Consider the following 17,370-nt stretch of genomic DNA (forward strand, 5'->3'; position numbering starts at 1 on the left):
AGACGCTATCCCTTCTTGTTAAGTCACTTCCTACGATATGTTATTCCCATTCGTGTGTTTAGAAAGCCCGGATTCACCTCTCTTTTCATCAAAAAAAGACACCGGACGCGTGTCCGATGTCTTCACTTTCTCTTTCTTCGATTCGATTTTCTTGTCGTTATTTTCTTCTCAGGGTCCTGCTTTTTCACCCAGCGTAAGTATTTCTGCATATCCGGGTGGTCTTTCAAGCGCTCTACACTATGATAAAAAGCGGCCAGTTCTTCGTTTGTGAATAACGCATGAATCTGACGGTGACAGGCACTGCAAAGCATGGCCGTCGGTCCTTCCACGCCTCCGTACTGTTTCGGAATCAAGTGATGCTCTGTCGTCTTGACCGGTGAACGGGAACATAGATCACAGGTCTCTCCCATGTGTATCGACCTCCACCATGAAGGATCCTTCAAAGAAATATAAACAACTCTTGCGGACGGGCTGTTTCCAAATCTTTTCGAGAGCCTTTTGATACAAGCTCAATTGTGTTCGATATCTGTCCGCCAATTTCGGTGCTGCATCTTCTGTTCCGTCCGGAATCGCATCAGATTTATAATCCAGAATCATCCAGCCGTCTTCATACGGAATCATAGCGTCAATAACACCCTGGATGAAGACTTGCTCATCTGTCGATTCTTCCCAGTGCGCATAAACTTCATCAGCAGGCAAAGTCAGACTGAATGGAACTTCACGTTCAATCTGATCCGTTTGCAATACATATGCTCCTATATCAGTCTTGAAAAAATCCGCAATGGCTTGGAAATCAATCACATCCGCCTCTTCGCGCCGGAGCACTTCTTTAAGAACGAGGTGCTCGACGTACTCTTCCACTTCGTCTCTCTTCCATTGCTTTGTAAAAGGCAAGTGTTGCATGACGGTATGCATAGCAGTTCCGCGTTCTGCTGCCGTCAGCTGTTTGTCCTCCTGCATAAAACGTGGACGCTTGATGATCGGTGCACGGTAAGGGACAAGCAGCTGATCGCTTGAGTATTCGTCCTTCGTCTCACGTTGACGTTTAATTTCCGTCACAGTCTGCTTGGCACGGGTATTTGCGGCTTTTTCATGTGGATACACAAAATCGAGACGCTTCACATAAGCTTCATCCGCTGTTTCAGGAACGGCGACCGGTTTCCATTCCTCAACTGCCTGCTGCAGCTGTTCATCCCGTTTTTCTTTCACTTCGTCAAGGACACTAAATTCACTTCCATGAGCAATGCGTACCCGCCACTGAGATTCGTCATAGTGAATTTCTTCAGCGGTCATCACTTCCACATCTCCCCGGAGATCGGACGTGTGCTCGTGACGAATTAACGCAGGACCCACCCAATCGAGGTAAGACTTTGCTTCCAGGCGGTCGTGTGGTGGGAGCACCCAGTCACGGGCATCCACAAAGCTCTGCCATTTCTCCTGTTTCTTTTCAAAAGAAGCGACATTGCCGACCATGACAAGCTTCTCCTTCGCTCTTGTCAACGCTACGTATAAAACTCTCATTTCCTCAGCTAAAAGTTCGCGACGTTTAGCTTCTTTCAACGCGTGATAAGCAAGCGTCGGATACATGAGCCTTTTCTCAGGATTGATGTAGCGGGAGCCGAACCCGTAATCTTTATGCAGTAAGTAGCGATTCTTCAAGTCCATCATATTGAATTGTTTGTCCATGGCTCCTAGAATGACAACTGGAAACTCAAGCCCCTTACTTTTGTGAATCGTCATGATTCGGACAACATCTTCCTGCTCACCGAGGGCACGAGCCGCTCCGAGATCATCTCCGCGTTCTTCCATCCGCTCGATAAACCGAAGAAAGCGGAACAATCCACGGAAGGAGGTAGCTTCATAGGAGCGCGCACGATCGTACAAAGCTCTTAAGTTCGCCTGACGCTGACGCCCTCCCGGCATCCCGCCGACGAAATCATAGTAACCCGTTTCACGGAAAATGTCCCAAATGAGTTCAGACAAAGCCCCTTGGCGCGCCTGTTCCCGAAAGCTTTTCAACAGTTCCAGAAACTCGTCCACTTTCCTCCCCAGATCATCCTTGGCTGCATATGCCTGCATCGCTTCGTAATAGGTCGCCCGCTTCTTCGCGAGACGAATTCGGGCAAGCTCATCTTCATCAAGACCAACAATCGGCGACTTGAGTACAGAGGCGAGCGGGATATCCTGCATCGGGTTATCAATGACCTTGAGCAGGCTGAGCATCACTTTAATTTCAATCGCTTCAAAGTACCCGGTAGAGAGCTCTGCATAAATCGGGATGCCTTGCTGCTTCAGTTCGTCCACGATTGTCGAAGCCCATGTCATCGAACGCATCAGGATGACGATATCCCTGTATTGTAATGGACGCTTTGCACCGGTTTCTTTATCCACGACTTGAAGCGGTTCCCCGCCTTCATACCCGAGCCATTTGCGAATCATTTTTCCATAAGCGCGCGCTTCGAGCTGGGCTTTTTCTAAATCTTTATAAGCCTCATCCTCGTCATTGTCGCTTTCCTGGGATTCCCGGTCGATAAGGAAAAGTTCTGCATCCGCATCATCCGCAGTTAATTCATCATAAATTTTGTTGCTGTAAATGAGCTCCGCTTCCTTTTCATACTCCATTTCACCGACCTCTTCATCAAGCACCTGGCGGAAGATATAATTCGTCGCGTCCAGTACTTGTTTACGACTCCGGAAGTTGCGCGCCAAGTCTATCCGCTCTCCAGCATTTTCTTCATTTCCGTAAAGTTTGTACTTGTTTAAAAATAAGGAAGGTTCGGCATGCCGGAACCTGTAGATGCTCTGTTTCACATCTCCAACCATAAATAAGTGGCCGGCATCTTTCCCTTCTGTCAACAGACGAAGCAACGTTTCCTGTACAAGGTTCGTATCTTGATATTCATCAATCAACACCTCTGAAAACTGCTTTTGGAAACTTTCCGCAACTTGGGAGGGTACAAGATCCACTGGAGTCGCTGTTTCATCGAGTAAAATATGCAGGCAGTAGTGTTCCAGGTCGGAAAAATCCACGATCGCTTTTTCTTTTTTTAACTGCTCATAGCGTCCTTTAAAATCTTTCACAACGACGGCAAGCTGTTCCATGACGGGGTGCAGGTCCTGCATATCCTTCAAATAGCTTTCCAGCGAACGGGAGAACCATTCATCACGGACCTCATTCCAACGTTTTTTATAACGGTCCCGAATCTTTTTCGCCTGTTCTTTTTTATCCACATCACAGTCCATTTTCTTACGGGATAACGTGGCAAACTTCTGCCCTCCCATAAAGCTTTGCATCTCTGACCAGGAATGAGTAAGTGCTCCTTTTGCCTGCTGAATCAATTCAAGATCCGACTCTGCGGTTTCTGCATACGCATAAGGTCCATCCGGTTCTCTAGTAAGGTCCAACACTTGCCTGGCTTCTGTTTCCATGGCTTTCAACTGGCTTTTCACTTCCTGCTTCAGCAGGTTGAGCCATGGCAGGTCCATCTCACTTTCGACCTGTCCTACATTGTACATTTCTACCATTTGATCGATCCAGGTGTCCGGCCACGGATTTTGCGTAGCGAACGTGTACAAATCGAGCACTAATTTCTCTACATCCAAGTCACTTCGGTCGCTTGAAAAGCGTTCAACCACATCAAAAAAGCGCTGCTGTTCTTCGCCTTCTTTTCCGTACCAGTCCTCAAACAGCTCCTCAAGCACCTCCTGCTGAATCAAATCCGATTCAACCGTATCGGCAATCCGAAAGCCAGGGTCAAGATCAAGCAAGTAGGCATAGCGACGCACCACTTCCATACAGAACGAGTGGAGCGTGGAGATGGAAGCGTTTTGCAGCAAGGATAACTGTTTTTTCAAATGATGGGATCCCGGGTTTTCTTCTAACGCTTTCGCAAGTGCCTGTCCTACACGGTTCCTCATCTCTTGTGCCGCGGCATTGGTGAACGTCACTACAAGCAGGGAGTCGATATCGACAGGGTCATCTTTATGAAGGAGTTTTTGAATAATCCGCTCTACCAGTACCGCTGTCTTCCCTGAGCCTGCAGCAGCAGCCACGAGGATATTCGATCCATGAGAATAAATTGCCCTCTCCTGTTCTTTTGTCCAACTGACCATTACGCATCCTCCTTCCCTTTCGTCAGTCTATCCAGAACATCTTCATCCTTTAAGTCCTGAAGTTTCCGGTAATTGTGTTCTTCCAGTGTGGGATCGAACTGACACACAGATCGGTACGAGCAAAATTCGCAGGCGACCTGCTGGTTTTTCTGAAATGGATCCAGATCGACCGCTCCATCCGTAATTCTCGTTCCTGCTTCTGTCATCAACCCACGGATATACTGTTTCAATTGTTCAAAACGTTCCTCATCCGCTGTTTTTGAACTCTTATAAAATCCGCCCTTCGCCTTCAAAGCGGCAGGGACGATTTGACTGTATCCTTTTTCAAGACCTGTATCCATCATCTGAACCACACGTTCATTTTCTAAAAGCAGGCCCTGCATTTTAAATTTCTTGAAAATCTCTTCTTCAATCTGCTCATCTTTAAGAAGCTGTTTCCCTGTAATCATCGGGTTATGCACATGGAAATAGAGTACGCCCCCAGGGGTTGCATTCTTTCCAAGCCATTGCTCAGCGTTCGTCAGTACAACATCTAAATAAGCAAGCATCTGCAGCGACAAACCATAAAAGACATCCACGAGACTCAAGCCTTTGCTGCTTGATTTGTAATCAATGATTCTTAAAAACAGATCTTCTTCCGAAAGAGCTTTATCCACACGGTCGATACGCCCGCGAAGCATGAGTTCATATCCATTCGGCAAATCGAAAGATAATGGCGGAAGTTTCGCATCTCCTCCAGTCCCGAAGCCAAGTTCCAGACCTACAGGAGAAAATTGGCTACTCCTTGCCTGCTCACTGAGAACGAACGCCGCTCGTGCTATGACCTGCTGCAGCTTCTTCTGAATATATTGATAGCGGTTCGAGCTCTTTAAGATTTGATTTTGCAAAATCGGCGCCAGGGAGTTGGTCGCTTTTTCTGCGTAGAGGTCTGTATCCTGACGACCTAATTGAGAAAAGTCACGCCCTTCCGCCTGGACCCATTCCGTAATCTGCTTGAGGGCTTCGTGGAAGAGTTGACCGATATCCGGCGCATCCAACTTGTATGTCCTTCGTTCTTCAAGTCCAAGACTGTGTTGTGCAAAATACTGATACGAACAACGATGGTATGTTTCCAGTCTTGAAACACTCGTTTTCACTTGTTTATCAAACAGCTTCCCTGTCGTTTCTTTGGAAAGAGGCACCGGTTTGTTCTTATAAAAAAGACTTTGTAATACACGATTCGTCAACCCATGGGAAGGCTCGTGCTCAATATACCAATTCAGCAGGTCCCACCAGACCGGCTGCATCATATATCCTTTCAGATAACGTGCAAACTGCGAAGTGAGTGCTGACCTCGTCTTTTGAGGATTCGTAATGAACCGCTCCGCCTCGTACAAATCATCAGGATCCTGCAAAAGTACATGTTCCTTCGTATTCGGAAACAATTCCTCCATACGTTGAATGAGGGTCGCCGGAACCTTAGACTTCCCTTCCTCATTACTGAGGGGATAGCTGATCCACAATTGGTCTGCGGGCATCGTCAAAGCCAAGTACACATAAAAGCGATCATCCAGCAGCTGGCGGTTGCTGCCATCAGCAAGCTGAATACCATTCTCCGCAAGCAATGAACGCTCTTGTTCCGAAATCATGCCGTCACTTGGCGGCTTCATCGGCCACATCCCATCGGTAACGCCGAGAAGGAACGACGCTTTAATGCCCGTCATTCTTGATCGATCGACACTTCCGACGATGACATGGTCCATGCTTGGCGGAACGTGGGCAAACGTTAAAGATTCCAAACCACTGTCGATGGTACTGCGGAAGACTTGGAGCGACATTTTTTCATCACCGGCCATTTCCACCATCTCATCGAGCAGCTGCAGGAAATCATCCCATACCTGTGCCTGTTCACGGCCGCGTTCGATATCCCCTTTTTCATCATAAAATGCACGCCAGGACTCAAGTTGATCCGGTACGCGCAAACCTTCCAGCCATAAGTAGATGACCCGAGCACGGTTTTCAATCGTTTTAGCTGCTCTTAGATTCTCGTCAAATGGCTGCAACGCTTGGCGCACTTGGTTACGGTACGCATTGATCCGCGTTTGTTTAGCTTTCTCTTCATCCGTCTGTGCGGACTGTTCAAATCCACGAAAGCGCTGGTAAACCCATGGCTCATCTGAAAACCATTGACTGCGCGCCCGTATCCCGTACTCAAGCACGTAATTCTCAAGCTCATCTATTGCATCTTCATTCAATGGATGCGTGCGGTCTGTCTCTGGGATGAAACCGGTTTTTAACAAGCGGAAAACAGAATCATAACGGAAGTTCCCCTCTACAACATCCAAGCCAGAGCGAATGAGCTCAATCATCGGATGGTTAAGCATCGTCCTTTTTTCATCGATGAACACCGGGATGTCATAATCATCAAAGAGGGTTTCAATCAAACTATGGTAAACGTCCGGCTCACGCATCAAAATGGCCATATCCTTATAGCGATAGCCTTGATCACGAACGAGATGAAGAATTTCCTGTGCCACCCCTTCGACTTCTGCCCGGGGATGAACCGCTTCTGCAATCTGAATCGGCACTTCTCCTTCAAACGGGGACGCCGGTCGTACATCGTAATACTTTTCTAAATGCATGAATGCCGGCTGATCTTTCATTCGGCCTGACGTGTGGTCAAGCACTTCCACATCTTCCAAACGGGCCCCTGCTTCCTCGGCAACCTTTTTCAGATCAAGATACGTTTGTTTCGTTTCATGGAAAAGATCCAGCTCAGGGTTCTCTTCTCCTGACGGTTCCTCTGTAGTCAAAGTAACATGAACCGTCTTTACCTTTCTCAAAAGAGTTTCAATGACCTGATACTCCTGAGGCGTAAAGCTGTGGAAACCGTCGATGTACACTTCTGCTCCTTCTAAAAAAGAAGCTTCAGGAATTTTGCTGGCAAGAAGCTGGAGCTGATCTTCACTATCTATGTATTGATCTTTCAACGCATCAACAAGACGATCATAAATATAGGTCATATCGTCCAGCTTGTCCCTCAACCCCTGTTCCTGACTCGTAGTGTGAACAAACTGACCAAGCGCGTCCATCTGGGCTTGAAGATCTTCCGGCGTAATGCGGTAACGCTTGAATTCCGTAATCATTCCCTCCAGCTGTTCAATGAATCCCTGCTTCTCCACCGCTTTTTGAAAAACACGCCAATCGGACGTCCGTTCTTCTACGATTTTACGCAGCATCATTTGAACCCCTGTAGATGTGATGAACTTCTTCGTTCCCCCTCCTGTTTCCTGAAGTACTCTCCAGGCGAGTCGTGAAAAACTGAAGACTTGGGCACGAATAGACCCTTCCACTCCTTCTCTTTTCAGGAGGCCATACTCCTGCTGGAAGGTCATCTGATCCGGAACGATGTAAATAATCGCCGGACCTCGTGGGTCATCCTTTAATTTTGCTTCTATTTCATTTAAGCAACGCGTACTTTTTCCTGCTCCTGAACGACCGAGCAAAAACCGCAGCCCCATACCGACCGCTCCTTTCTTTCTCATTCTGTATATATTTTATCATTTTTACACCGTTTATGATGCTCTCCCGCTCTTCCACAATCGCTCCTTTTTCTTGAAGACTCAGTTTCGAGATTTTTGTTGAGTGTATGGGGCTGCGGGGAATGACTCGCTTTCCAGCCACCCCTGACGCCCAATAGCGTAACGAATCCCGAAAATATCTCGATACTGATTCTTCAACAATTCTGCCATATAGTTGAATAACGATAGACATAAAAAAAACCGCCCGGTAAGGACGGTTGCGTTTTAGAACTGTACGCCGAGTTGGTTCATGGGCCAATAGCGTACATCCACTTTTCCTACAACGGTATCAGCAGGTACAAACCCGAAATACCTACTATCCAGACTGTCCCGTCTGTTGTCCCCCATGACGAACAAATGACCTTCTGGGACCGTCTGATGCCCCGTCACCTCTTCCAACGTGAAATCTTCCGTAAAAGGCAGACCGTCATTCGGACGGAGTGAATCGAGGTAACTTTCGTCGACACGTTTACCATTGATGTATAACTGATCATCTCGAACGGCAATCTCGTCCCCGCCGATTCCTATGACGCGCTTCACATAATCCTCTTCTTCATTTGCATGGAAAACGATCACCTGCTGTCTTCCGATATCCTGCCAATCATAAACCGCTTTGTTGACCATTAGTAAATTCCCGTCATAGAGCGTAGGCTCCATCGATTCGCCGTCTACAATGTAGCTTGCGAATAAATAAGAGCGGAACACAAAAGCCAGCAACAGGGCGAGTAATACTGTTCTGATCGCTCTTTTATATTTTTTCATTGTTTGCGCCTCCACGTGGTATGCTACAAACATTTTACCCTCGCGGAGACAAACTTAATCCCCGCTGTACGCTTTCTGTTCCGCCTTTATTTGTATTCTTTTCTCGATATACTTCCCAAGCACCCAGAAAAGCAGAATGCAAACACCGACAACAATCGATTTCACTGGATTCTGCGCAAACGATGCGATGCTTGAACCTACATAGGCGATTGTAAAAATCATGACGGCTTTGCCCAAAAGGACGGCTAGGATGAATTGCTGACGACTGACATTGGATAATCCAGAAACCACATTAATGATCGATGAGGGGGAAAAGGGAAAACACATGAGCAAGAACAATGGACCAAACCCATGCTCCTCCACCCACTTCGTCACTTTCTTCACTTGCTTTTGCTTTGTAATCTTCCTGAATAAACGCTTGTCCCCTAATCGGCGAATAATAAAAAATACACACAACGATCCAAAAACAGCCCCAAGCCATGAATAAAGAAATCCTTTGAACAACCCATACACCACAGCATTGGCCAAAACAAAGGCAACAAGTGGCAAAATCGGCAAAAACGCTTCAATAAGAGGGAATAGGATGCCCGGAATTGGTCCAAACCGTTCCAATCCTTCAAGCTGTCTTATGATGTAATCAAATAGTTGATCATTCTCCGCTAAATGGCGCCATTGGTTAATTTTTTCAAACACTGAATCCATGATGCTGCTCCTTATGTACACTAGTGACCAGTGTATGCTTTTCTCCATTTTATCTGAAATCCCGCTCCATGCCTACCAGTATGTGCGTCCTTATCTAGCTTTTCCCCTTCCTGCCATTTTCAACCTTTTTGTAAAACTATCTTGCATACATTGGACCTTTCCGTGGTATAATACAAACAAGAACACTTGTTCGTATTCGGAGGAGAATGACATGAGGTATCTAAAACAAAAAGAATTGGATCTCGCTTCCCGTTATTTGTTTTTATCTATGGCCATCACTGTTATCAGGCAGGATCGGAAACACATGGAACATGGGAAATTCAAAATCAAGGAGCCGTACATGGAGATGCTCGGAAAAATGGAGCTGGAAGCGCGAAAGGAACGGAGAGAACTAAGAAGACAAATGGATCATATGAAATTGCAGGTCGTTGAATCCGGGAGGAACGATTCATTTACCTCTTTCCTTTTTTTAGCTCATGGATATGAGGAGAAGCGCAACTATTTCAATCCAGCCATTCGAAAAAAAGTGGAAAATATTCTGTTTGAGCTTATGAGAAGGTCTCAGCAATCCGTTCAGCACGATGATCAGCAACCACAGGTGTCGAATGGAAACGGTCTTCAAGAATGACGCGCAAATGAGCGGTGCGTTGAACTTGATTGGCGAACATGCCATCAGAAACGGGAAGGTTGACAGACATCCCGTTCGTGAATTGAACAGTCGTTGTTTTATTAGGCTCTCCACGGTAGGAGCGAATATATTTATGGGCGATCCAGGAACAGTCTTTTCGTTTCGGGGAGATAATCGGGAAGAAATAAATGCCCATCGCTTCTGATATGACAATCGGGGGTTTGTGCGTGTAACCGGTCAGCTGCTTTGTGCCAGCAATCCGACCATCGAGGCTGCTTGCAAAGTAACGGCAGGAACGATCGATAAGACCACTTGGACATTTTGAAATGACAAAGCGCTCATCCGTCTCCATAACTTCCGTAAAAGCTTGTCCACCCTCTGTATTTTTGGCGATAAGAGCAATCGTCTGAGGGTTAATCTCATATTCTTTTCCATGAACAAATGTCATCCACTACAACACCTCTTTCATTTCAAGTGGCGGCAGCTCTACACTCAGGTCGAACCTACCGCTCATCTTCTTTAATTTACCAAATCACTCGACAAAAGTCTAAACATTTTAAAAAATGTTTCATTTCAACGATTCTGCTATACTACAATTACACCTTTTCTTCTTTCTGCCCTTTGTTTCCTCTCTGCTCTTCACCACGACCAAAGTCAGGATTGAGTAATGTGAAGAAATCGAGTTCAGGCTGAACCGGTTGATCTTTCATTTGAAACACCTCTCAAGCAAAATTCATTTTAGGAGGAATACACATGTGGAGTCGAAAAAACAAGAAGTCGAAACTAGAGAAGAAGGATTTATCCATACACGATGTCCGAAAAGCCGTCCACGCCTACGCGGATGCTAAGCCCAGCGATGTCCCTCTAAGTGTAATCATCAAAGAGGACCTCACCCTGGACTATGAACTTTTATCCCCCTACTTAAAAGCTGTGCCCATTCAAAACTTTTACATGTCCCGGGAGACCTATGAGTTGTTTGAAGAACAGGACCGGGATCTTGCATTGGATATCGATCTCGTTCAACATGCCGTCGACCAATATATGAAACAGACACAGGAACTGCCAATCATAGATGATGACCCATACAAACGGGTAAGTTATTATAAGCTTGAAAATCATCATTTGTTACAACAAAGACCAGAACGTGACTTTTATCTTACAAAAGAAGAATTTATGATTACCTACAAAAAGCCTGAATGATCACCGATCCGCCGTCCCTAATGTCATCCCACCATCCACAACGATTTCTGTTCCCGTACAATAGGAACTGTCGTCAGAAGCAAGGAAAGCAATAGCTTTAGCTATTTCCAGGGGCTGCCCGATTCTACCGAGCGGGATAGAATGATAAAATTCCGGTACCCCTTTCCCCTCTGTCGCCATCTCGGTTTCAACTCCCCCTGGGTGAACCATATTGACACGAACTCCGTACGGCCCGAGTTCAATAGCTGCAGCTTTCGACATAGCCACCACAGATGCTTTCGTTGCCGCGTAAGCGGATGCCTGGCTAATCGGAGCAAAAGAAGAAATGGATAAGTTGTTCACGATAGAACCCTTGCCCTGTTCGATCATATAAGGTACAGCTGCCTGCATTCCGTAAAAGACCCCCAGCTGATTTACTTGGATCAATTGCTCGTATTCCTCTGATTTCATCTCTATAAAAGGCTTACGGATTAAAAGACCAGCGTTGTTTACAAGTACATCCAACCGCCCGTACCTACGGACGATCTCAGCTATTGCAGCCGTCCACTCCTCATTCTTCGTTACATCCAACTGTACAGCCAATGCTTCCGAAGATCCTAACGCTGCCACCACCTCTTCAGCAAGGTGGATATTTCGTGCTCCAAACGCCACCGATGCTCCAAGAGACAATAAATATTCCGCAATGGCCCTTCCCTGTCCACGATTCGCACCAGTCACCAAAACCACTTGACCCTTTAATTTTTTCACAACTTTACGCTCCCTTCCATCCATCGTTCCGTTATTTTAAACACAATCAGCAAAGCTCATACTTTCAAATCCAAAGCTCAGCCACATACAAGTTATTTAAGTAAATGGCAGGTTTGTTGAAGACTCAGTTTCGAAACTTTTATTGAGTGGAGGGGGGCTACAGGGAATAGCTCGCTTTCCGCGGGAGCGCGGTGAGACTCCTATGGGACGAGTGGGACAGGTGAGATCCCGGAAGGCATAGCCTGAGGAGGCTCACCGCCCGCCCCATGGAAAGTGTTCAAATGCGGAATCGTCCTGGTAGACACGACTGGCATAAGCAGAACAGCAACGGAATGTGTTTTTCATTCCTTTGCTGTTCTGCTTATGACGCGAGTGTCTGGACGATGGAGCAAGACGAACCTTTTCCCTGAGCCCCTAGAATCACACGAACATCTCTAAACTGAGTCTTCAAGAATAGGGAGCTTATATTTAAAAGGGCAGGCACAAAAAAAGTGCCCATGCTCACGTGAGCATGGGCCAAAAGAGACGACTGGTTAACTTTTGAGTGAGGGAATAAATTGTTGGAAAAGTGCTTTTGAGAGGAAAGACTTTTCCGTGACACTCATCAGTAAACAACGTTACTGACCTATTTATGACAACCAAATCATAAATAGTTATGAGATAAATAAGCATCACCGCTTATCTGTTTCTATTGTAATATATCCTAGGACAACCTTCACCGAAAAAAAGTTGCGGAGGTCCGCAAACTGGTGCGAATTTTCTAGTAAATGACATAGGACAACTCGAAATTCTAGTTATATAGAACGGATAATCCAATCCATCTCTTCTGTGAATGCCCCTTCTTCTTTTTCAAATTGACGACGTAGTGTCTCAAGATCAAGTAGCACTTCATGAGTCTTTTTTCTAATTTCCCTCACTTCTTTATGAGAAGATTGAATTTTATTTTGAACAAACCAATCCACAAGTAAGCCATCAAAGAAATAGTCGGCAATCGTCAAACCGCCAGACATTTGAATACGAATATCATAATGTGTGCCGAGGTCCTCAATCTCATTTGCGAACTTCCGCAAATACCTTTGTGCGGTATGGATGGCGGTATCCGCATCATCCACTCTCGAATGCTTGACTGCTGTAGTCAGCAAGCCACCACCAAGCATATCCAACGCTCCCCAGTTTTCAGCAGATGTCAACGAAACCGTTGCTTCTTCCAATGCCCGCATGGCAGATTGCCCTGCATCAATTGCCTCATTGATTTCAACCAACTCCGCCTGGAGCATCGATCGCTGTTCACTAAGTTCAACCAAACGCCCTCCTTTCTTCTCACCTTTAGCAATAAGGATTTCCTTTCTTCTTTGATACAGCCGGTCATACTCCACTTTTGGGTTTCCATAAGCAGCGATTCTTTCAGACAGGGTTTCTGCTTCTTCCTCCACCTCAAGAGCAGATTGATGAGCTTCTCTCCACTTCAACCGTGCCTCAATTGCCTCCCGCTTTTCTTTTTCCATTTTCTCAAGCTTCTTACCTGTAATCGTAACGAATAAATTTGTAAGACTCATGCTCTCCAGCTTTTCCACATCTTCTTGCTCTTCATTGAGCTTTTCTAGGTAGTGCTGTTCTTTAGCGCGTAGTTCCATATGTTCTTTTTTCAATTGTTCCCTTTCTCTATGTAAACGTTCTTTCTCAAGATATCTTTTTCTTGCTACCATTAGTGATTCATACAATTCTTTCATCATTCATCCCCCTTCTTTTTATTTCTTACGTCTCAAATAAGAAAAAGTTGCAAATTCAACTAGAGTTGGCTTTAATAAAAAATGTTTTCAATTAAAAAGCTCAAAGTCCAGGAGACTTTGAGCTTTAATGGAAGATTGAACTTATTTTGAGTTCGTAAGTTGTTCGCGTAAATTTTTGCGAAGAATTTTCCCTGTTGTGTTTTTAGGAAGCTCAGACATAAATTCGATACGTGAAGGGACCTTATACTTCGCTAAGTGCTCACGGCAATATTCATTTAGTTGTGTTTCTGTCAACGTTGGGTTTTTAGAGACAACGAAGCTTATGACCGTCTCCCCAAGCTCCGGATCTGGTGCTCCTACGACCGCAACTTCTGTGACATCTTCGTGTTGGTACAATACTTCTTCTACTTCTCTTGGATAAACGTTGTATCCTCCGACAAGAATCATATCTTTTTTACGATCGACAATGTAAAAATATCCGTCTTCATCCTGTCGAGCCATGTCCCCTGTATATAACCAACCATCCCTGATTGTGACAGAAGTTTCTTCAGGAAGTTTATAGTATCCCTTCATGACGTTCGGCCCTCTGACAATCAGTTCGCCCACTTCACCGGCAGGGAGCTCTTCACCAAGTTCGTCCACCACTTTATTTTCGACATTTTTAATGTTTTGCCCGATGGACCCTGCTTTTCTTGGTCTGTCCAGGGGATTGAAAGCTGTAACTGGAGAGGCTTCGGATAGTCCATAGCCTTCTGACACACGTACGTTGAACTGTTTTTCGAATGATTCCAATAAAGCGACCGGCAAAGAGGAACCTCCAGAAATGCAAAGGCGCATGTGGCGGAACGTTGGTGCCTGTTCTTTACCTGTCTGTAATAAATAGTTATACATGGTCGGGACGCCGGCAAACACTGTTGCCTGATGTTCTTCTGCCGTTGCAAATACTTCTTGAGGAGAAAATTTAGGTACGATTAGTACGGTTCCACCATTCATGACCGGTGCATTTAAGCAGACCGTCAAGCAGAAAACATGAAACATCGGTAACGTAGCAATCACACGATCCTCCGAGGTGAATTCCAGGTAATCCGCTACATCCGTCGCATTCGAGTATAAGTTCTGGTGTGTGAGCATCGCGCCTTTTGGTTTCCCTGTCGTTCCAGAAGTGTATAGAATAACTCCTACATCCTGATCATCGAGAGAAGGGGTCTCATAATCTAAACGACCCTCACCGACAACTTTTGTAAACGATTTCATTTTTCCATTCAAGGAAGATGTCTGCAAATCCACCCCTGTCCCGGTGTCTGCTACAAAATAGTGGCCGACATCAAGATCATGGTCCATAACTTCAAACTTCTCGATCAATACATCCATCGTGATGACAGCCTTAACGTCTCCATTTTTCAAAATGTAGCTCATTTCATCTACAGTGTACGTAGGATTAATCGGTATGACGGTTGCTCCTGCTCGGAGTGCTCCGTAAAGTCCAATCATGAACAAGGGACTATTTCCGCTCACAAGCGCCAAATGATCCCCTTTTTCATAGCCCAGTTCAGACAACTTAGAAGCGAATTTAGTGACTGTTGCATCAAACTCTTGATAACTTACCCGCTGCCCTTGAAATATGTAGGCATCTTTTGCAGGATAACGCTGAGCCGTGAGCGACAGTTGTTCGCTTAGATTCATGTATGCTCCCCCTCGAAATTATGAATGAATAGTCATTCATTTTAGTAATTTTCAATATAATTATAAAATACTGAAAACTTTTTAGCAACATTTGTCGACCTAAGGCACTAGGATTGTCATATAAAAAAGGAACGGTCCTCATCAATGGACCGTTCCTTTTTTATTAATAGACCATATCAAGAAAGTCTTCTTTGCTGATTTTACCCAGGTAGTGAGAAACATCCACATTACCTAGAGCTTCAGATATCGCCTGGCGTTCATACTTCGCGCCGATTAAAGTTTCTTCAATGTCATTAATGTCTCCAACCCCAAAGAAATCACCAAAAATCTTTGCGTTCTGAATATGTCCTTTGGTTACATCAAGACGAATGTCATAGCTTCCAGCACCCTCAATTCGCTTCGTATGCTGGATATTGAACTTCGGTGATTTGCCGTAATTCCAGTCCCAATTTTTGTAACGTTCTTCAGCCAGCTTATAAATATTGTCCCAATCTACCTTCGTTAATTTATATTGAGGCACATCCTTCACATCTTCGACATCGAAGATATAGCGGAGGATCAAGTTCTTGAACTCTTCCATAGAAATTTTTTCATCCAGAAACTCGGAAATGTTTGCTACTCGACTACGAATCGATTTAATTCCTTTCGACTTGATTTTCTCTGTTTTCACGTTCAAAGCAGAAACAACGTTCTCGATTTCTGAATCTAACATTAATGTGCCGTGACTGAACATGCGGCCCCGGGTAGAAAATTGAGCGTTCCCCGAAATTTTCCGACCATCCTCTGCCACAATATCATTACGCCCTGACAATTCTGCGTTTACACCTAACATTTTCAACGCTTCGGTTACAGGTTTTGTAAACTTAGCGAAATCATGAAAACTGTCCCCATCGTCCTTTGTAATGAAACTGAAGTTCAAGTTTCCGAGATCATGATATACCGCACCTCCGCCAGAAAGACGGCGAACGACATGAATTCCGTTCTCTTCTACATAGCTTGTATTGATTTCTTCCACCGTATTTTGATTTTTACCGATGATGATGGAAGGTTCGTTGATATAGAACAGTAAGTAAGTGTCGTTGATATCAAGATTCTTTAATGCGTATTCTTCAATGGCCAAGTTAATACGAGGATCATTTATTCCCTCATGGTCAATAAAAAGCATGTGTTTCATCCTTTCAGTCCGTATTGTCCATGTACCATTGTAATCGTTTAGAGGCTTGGAGACAATTCATTTACTCCATGTCAGCCCTTCGTCCGCCAGTTGAATGGTTCCACTATAGATATCCTCTGCTTCCTGACGCAATTTCGTCAGCTGCCCAAAGTGTGGCAAATGACTGAGCCATAAGTTTTTCACATTAGCCTCTTCAGCTATAGTAGCGGCTTCAGTACTCGTCATATGCCCTGCTTTCTTGCCGTCCATGTCCTTATAAAAGTTTGTATCTGTAATAAGAAGATCCGCATTACTGGAAAATTCTGCCCACTCTTTAAAATAGCTTGTATCTGCTGTGTAAACCGCCGTGTCCTCCCCATCAGAAATCCGCATACCATAGCAAGGGACGGGATGATTCGTTTTTTGAAATTGTATGGAGAAAGGCCCTACTTCCAACGTTTGGTCAGGATTATAGGCCATTCCTTTCGTATATTGATGGGTTAAGGTTTCAAACTTCCCTTTCTCCTCTTTATGTCCATAGATAGGGAGCGTTTCATTTGTTCCAGCAAGGGTATTCTGAACAAGAAACGCATATTGAAGAGGACCGATATCTGCGATGTGGTCATGATGATAGTGAGAAAGAACGACCGCATCCAAATCCTCTACCTTCTTAAACTGTTGGAGGCGTGACAACACTCCACTTCCACAATCGACAAGCATCGAAAACCCATCTTTTTCAAATAAATACCCAGAAGTAGCACTACCTGCTGCAGGATAAGCTCCCCAATAACCGATAATTGTCACTTTCATTATGATCACTCCTAAAACTTTTGGCCTAATTGCACATTGTTTTATAACAGATTGTTGATTTCTGAATATTGTTATAATACAATGGTTTTACATTAAAAATTAATTGGAGGCGATTTACAGATGATGAGTGTTCTTGAGTTCTTCCGTAACCTTCCGAAAAAGCACTGCTCCAACTGTGGGAATGTGATCCAGGAAAAAGCTGACTGCTACGGCAACATTTGCGACGAATGTGACCACCCGGCCCGCTAAGTCTAGTATTCCACAAAAAACATAACAAAGAAC

The 17,370-nt window shown here is 45.0% G+C and carries 14 protein-coding genes; 3 read left to right on the forward strand and 11 right to left on the reverse strand.

Annotated features, from left to right (window positions below):
- Positions 1-122 precede the first annotated feature (122 nt).
- The 5 genes from J0K78_RS16195 to J0K78_RS16215 all read right to left on the reverse strand — a co-directional run bounded on the left by J0K78_RS16195 (position 123) and on the right by J0K78_RS16215 (position 9,137).
- Entirely contained in the window at positions 123-410 is a 288-nt protein-coding gene (locus J0K78_RS16195; protein ID WP_146814212.1) for an HNH endonuclease, read from the reverse strand.
- Positions 394-4,113: a helicase-exonuclease AddAB subunit AddA gene (addA, locus tag J0K78_RS16200; protein ID WP_206947969.1), complete on the reverse strand. Its 3,720-nt coding sequence runs from the start codon at positions 4,111-4,113 to the stop codon at positions 394-396. Before addA ends, J0K78_RS16195 begins: the two co-directional genes overlap by 17 nt.
- Entirely contained in the window at positions 4,113-7,613 is a 3,501-nt protein-coding gene (gene addB, locus J0K78_RS16205) for a helicase-exonuclease AddAB subunit AddB (RefSeq protein WP_206947970.1), read from the reverse strand. Before addB ends, addA begins: the two co-directional genes overlap by 1 nt.
- Positions 7,614-7,898: 285 nt before the next feature.
- Complete coding sequence (gene lepB / locus J0K78_RS16210) at positions 7,899-8,435, reverse strand: signal peptidase I (RefSeq protein WP_160911924.1); 537 nt, start codon at positions 8,433-8,435, stop codon at positions 7,899-7,901.
- 54 nt (positions 8,436-8,489) lie between these two features.
- Positions 8,490-9,137: a TVP38/TMEM64 family protein gene (locus J0K78_RS16215; protein ID WP_160911922.1), complete on the reverse strand. Its 648-nt coding sequence runs from the start codon at positions 9,135-9,137 to the stop codon at positions 8,490-8,492.
- Between the two features lie 211 nt (positions 9,138-9,348).
- Between J0K78_RS16215 and J0K78_RS16220 the strand changes: the two genes are divergently transcribed.
- On the forward strand, positions 9,349-9,765 hold the full coding sequence (locus J0K78_RS16220) for a YhjD family protein (RefSeq protein WP_160911920.1): 417 nt from the start codon (positions 9,349-9,351) through the stop codon (positions 9,763-9,765).
- On the opposite strand, the gene J0K78_RS16225 is transcribed toward J0K78_RS16220, so the two are convergent.
- A complete protein-coding gene (locus tag J0K78_RS16225) occupies positions 9,686-10,213 on the reverse strand; it encodes a competence protein ComK (RefSeq protein ID WP_206947971.1) in 528 nt (175 codons plus the stop codon). The two genes, J0K78_RS16220 and J0K78_RS16225, sit on opposite strands and share 80 nt — an antisense overlap.
- Before the next feature lie 305 nt (positions 10,214-10,518).
- On the opposite strand from J0K78_RS16225, the gene J0K78_RS16230 reads away from it, so the two are divergent.
- On the forward strand, positions 10,519-10,965 hold the full coding sequence (locus tag J0K78_RS16230) for a DUF3939 domain-containing protein (protein ID WP_206947972.1): 447 nt from the start codon (positions 10,519-10,521) through the stop codon (positions 10,963-10,965).
- Here the strand turns inward: J0K78_RS16230 and J0K78_RS16235 are convergent, their stop codons facing one another.
- From J0K78_RS16235 to J0K78_RS16255, 5 genes are all read right to left on the reverse strand, one after another.
- On the reverse strand, positions 10,966-11,712 hold the full coding sequence (locus J0K78_RS16235; protein WP_370551160.1) for an SDR family NAD(P)-dependent oxidoreductase: 747 nt from the start codon (positions 11,710-11,712) through the stop codon (positions 10,966-10,968).
- 794 nt (positions 11,713-12,506) lie between these two features.
- Positions 12,507-13,442 carry a hypothetical protein gene (locus J0K78_RS16240; RefSeq protein ID WP_206947974.1) on the reverse strand — a complete coding sequence of 312 codons (936 nt, stop codon included), beginning with the start codon at positions 13,440-13,442 and terminating at the stop codon, positions 12,507-12,509.
- A 141-nt stretch (positions 13,443-13,583) separates the two neighbouring features.
- Complete coding sequence (locus tag J0K78_RS16245; RefSeq protein ID WP_206947975.1) at positions 13,584-15,125, reverse strand: fatty acid--CoA ligase family protein; 1,542 nt, start codon at positions 15,123-15,125, stop codon at positions 13,584-13,586.
- A 163-nt stretch (positions 15,126-15,288) separates the two neighbouring features.
- A complete protein-coding gene (gene lplA / locus J0K78_RS16250; RefSeq protein ID WP_206947976.1) occupies positions 15,289-16,290 on the reverse strand; it encodes a lipoate--protein ligase in 1,002 nt (333 codons plus the stop codon).
- A 66-nt stretch (positions 16,291-16,356) separates the two neighbouring features.
- Positions 16,357-17,088, reverse strand: a complete 732-nt coding sequence (locus tag J0K78_RS16255; protein ID WP_206947977.1) for an MBL fold metallo-hydrolase — start codon at positions 17,086-17,088, stop codon at positions 16,357-16,359.
- Between the two features lie 120 nt (positions 17,089-17,208).
- Between J0K78_RS16255 and yhfH the strand changes: the two genes are divergently transcribed.
- On the forward strand, positions 17,209-17,337 hold the full coding sequence (gene yhfH / locus J0K78_RS16260) for a protein YhfH (RefSeq protein ID WP_074735206.1): 129 nt from the start codon (positions 17,209-17,211) through the stop codon (positions 17,335-17,337).
- The last annotated feature ends 33 nt before the right edge of the window (positions 17,338-17,370 follow it).

It is taken from the genome of Halobacillus sp. GSS1, assembly GCF_017307035.1.
Taxonomy (GTDB): domain Bacteria; phylum Bacillota; class Bacilli; order Bacillales; family Halobacillaceae; genus Halobacillus; species Halobacillus litoralis.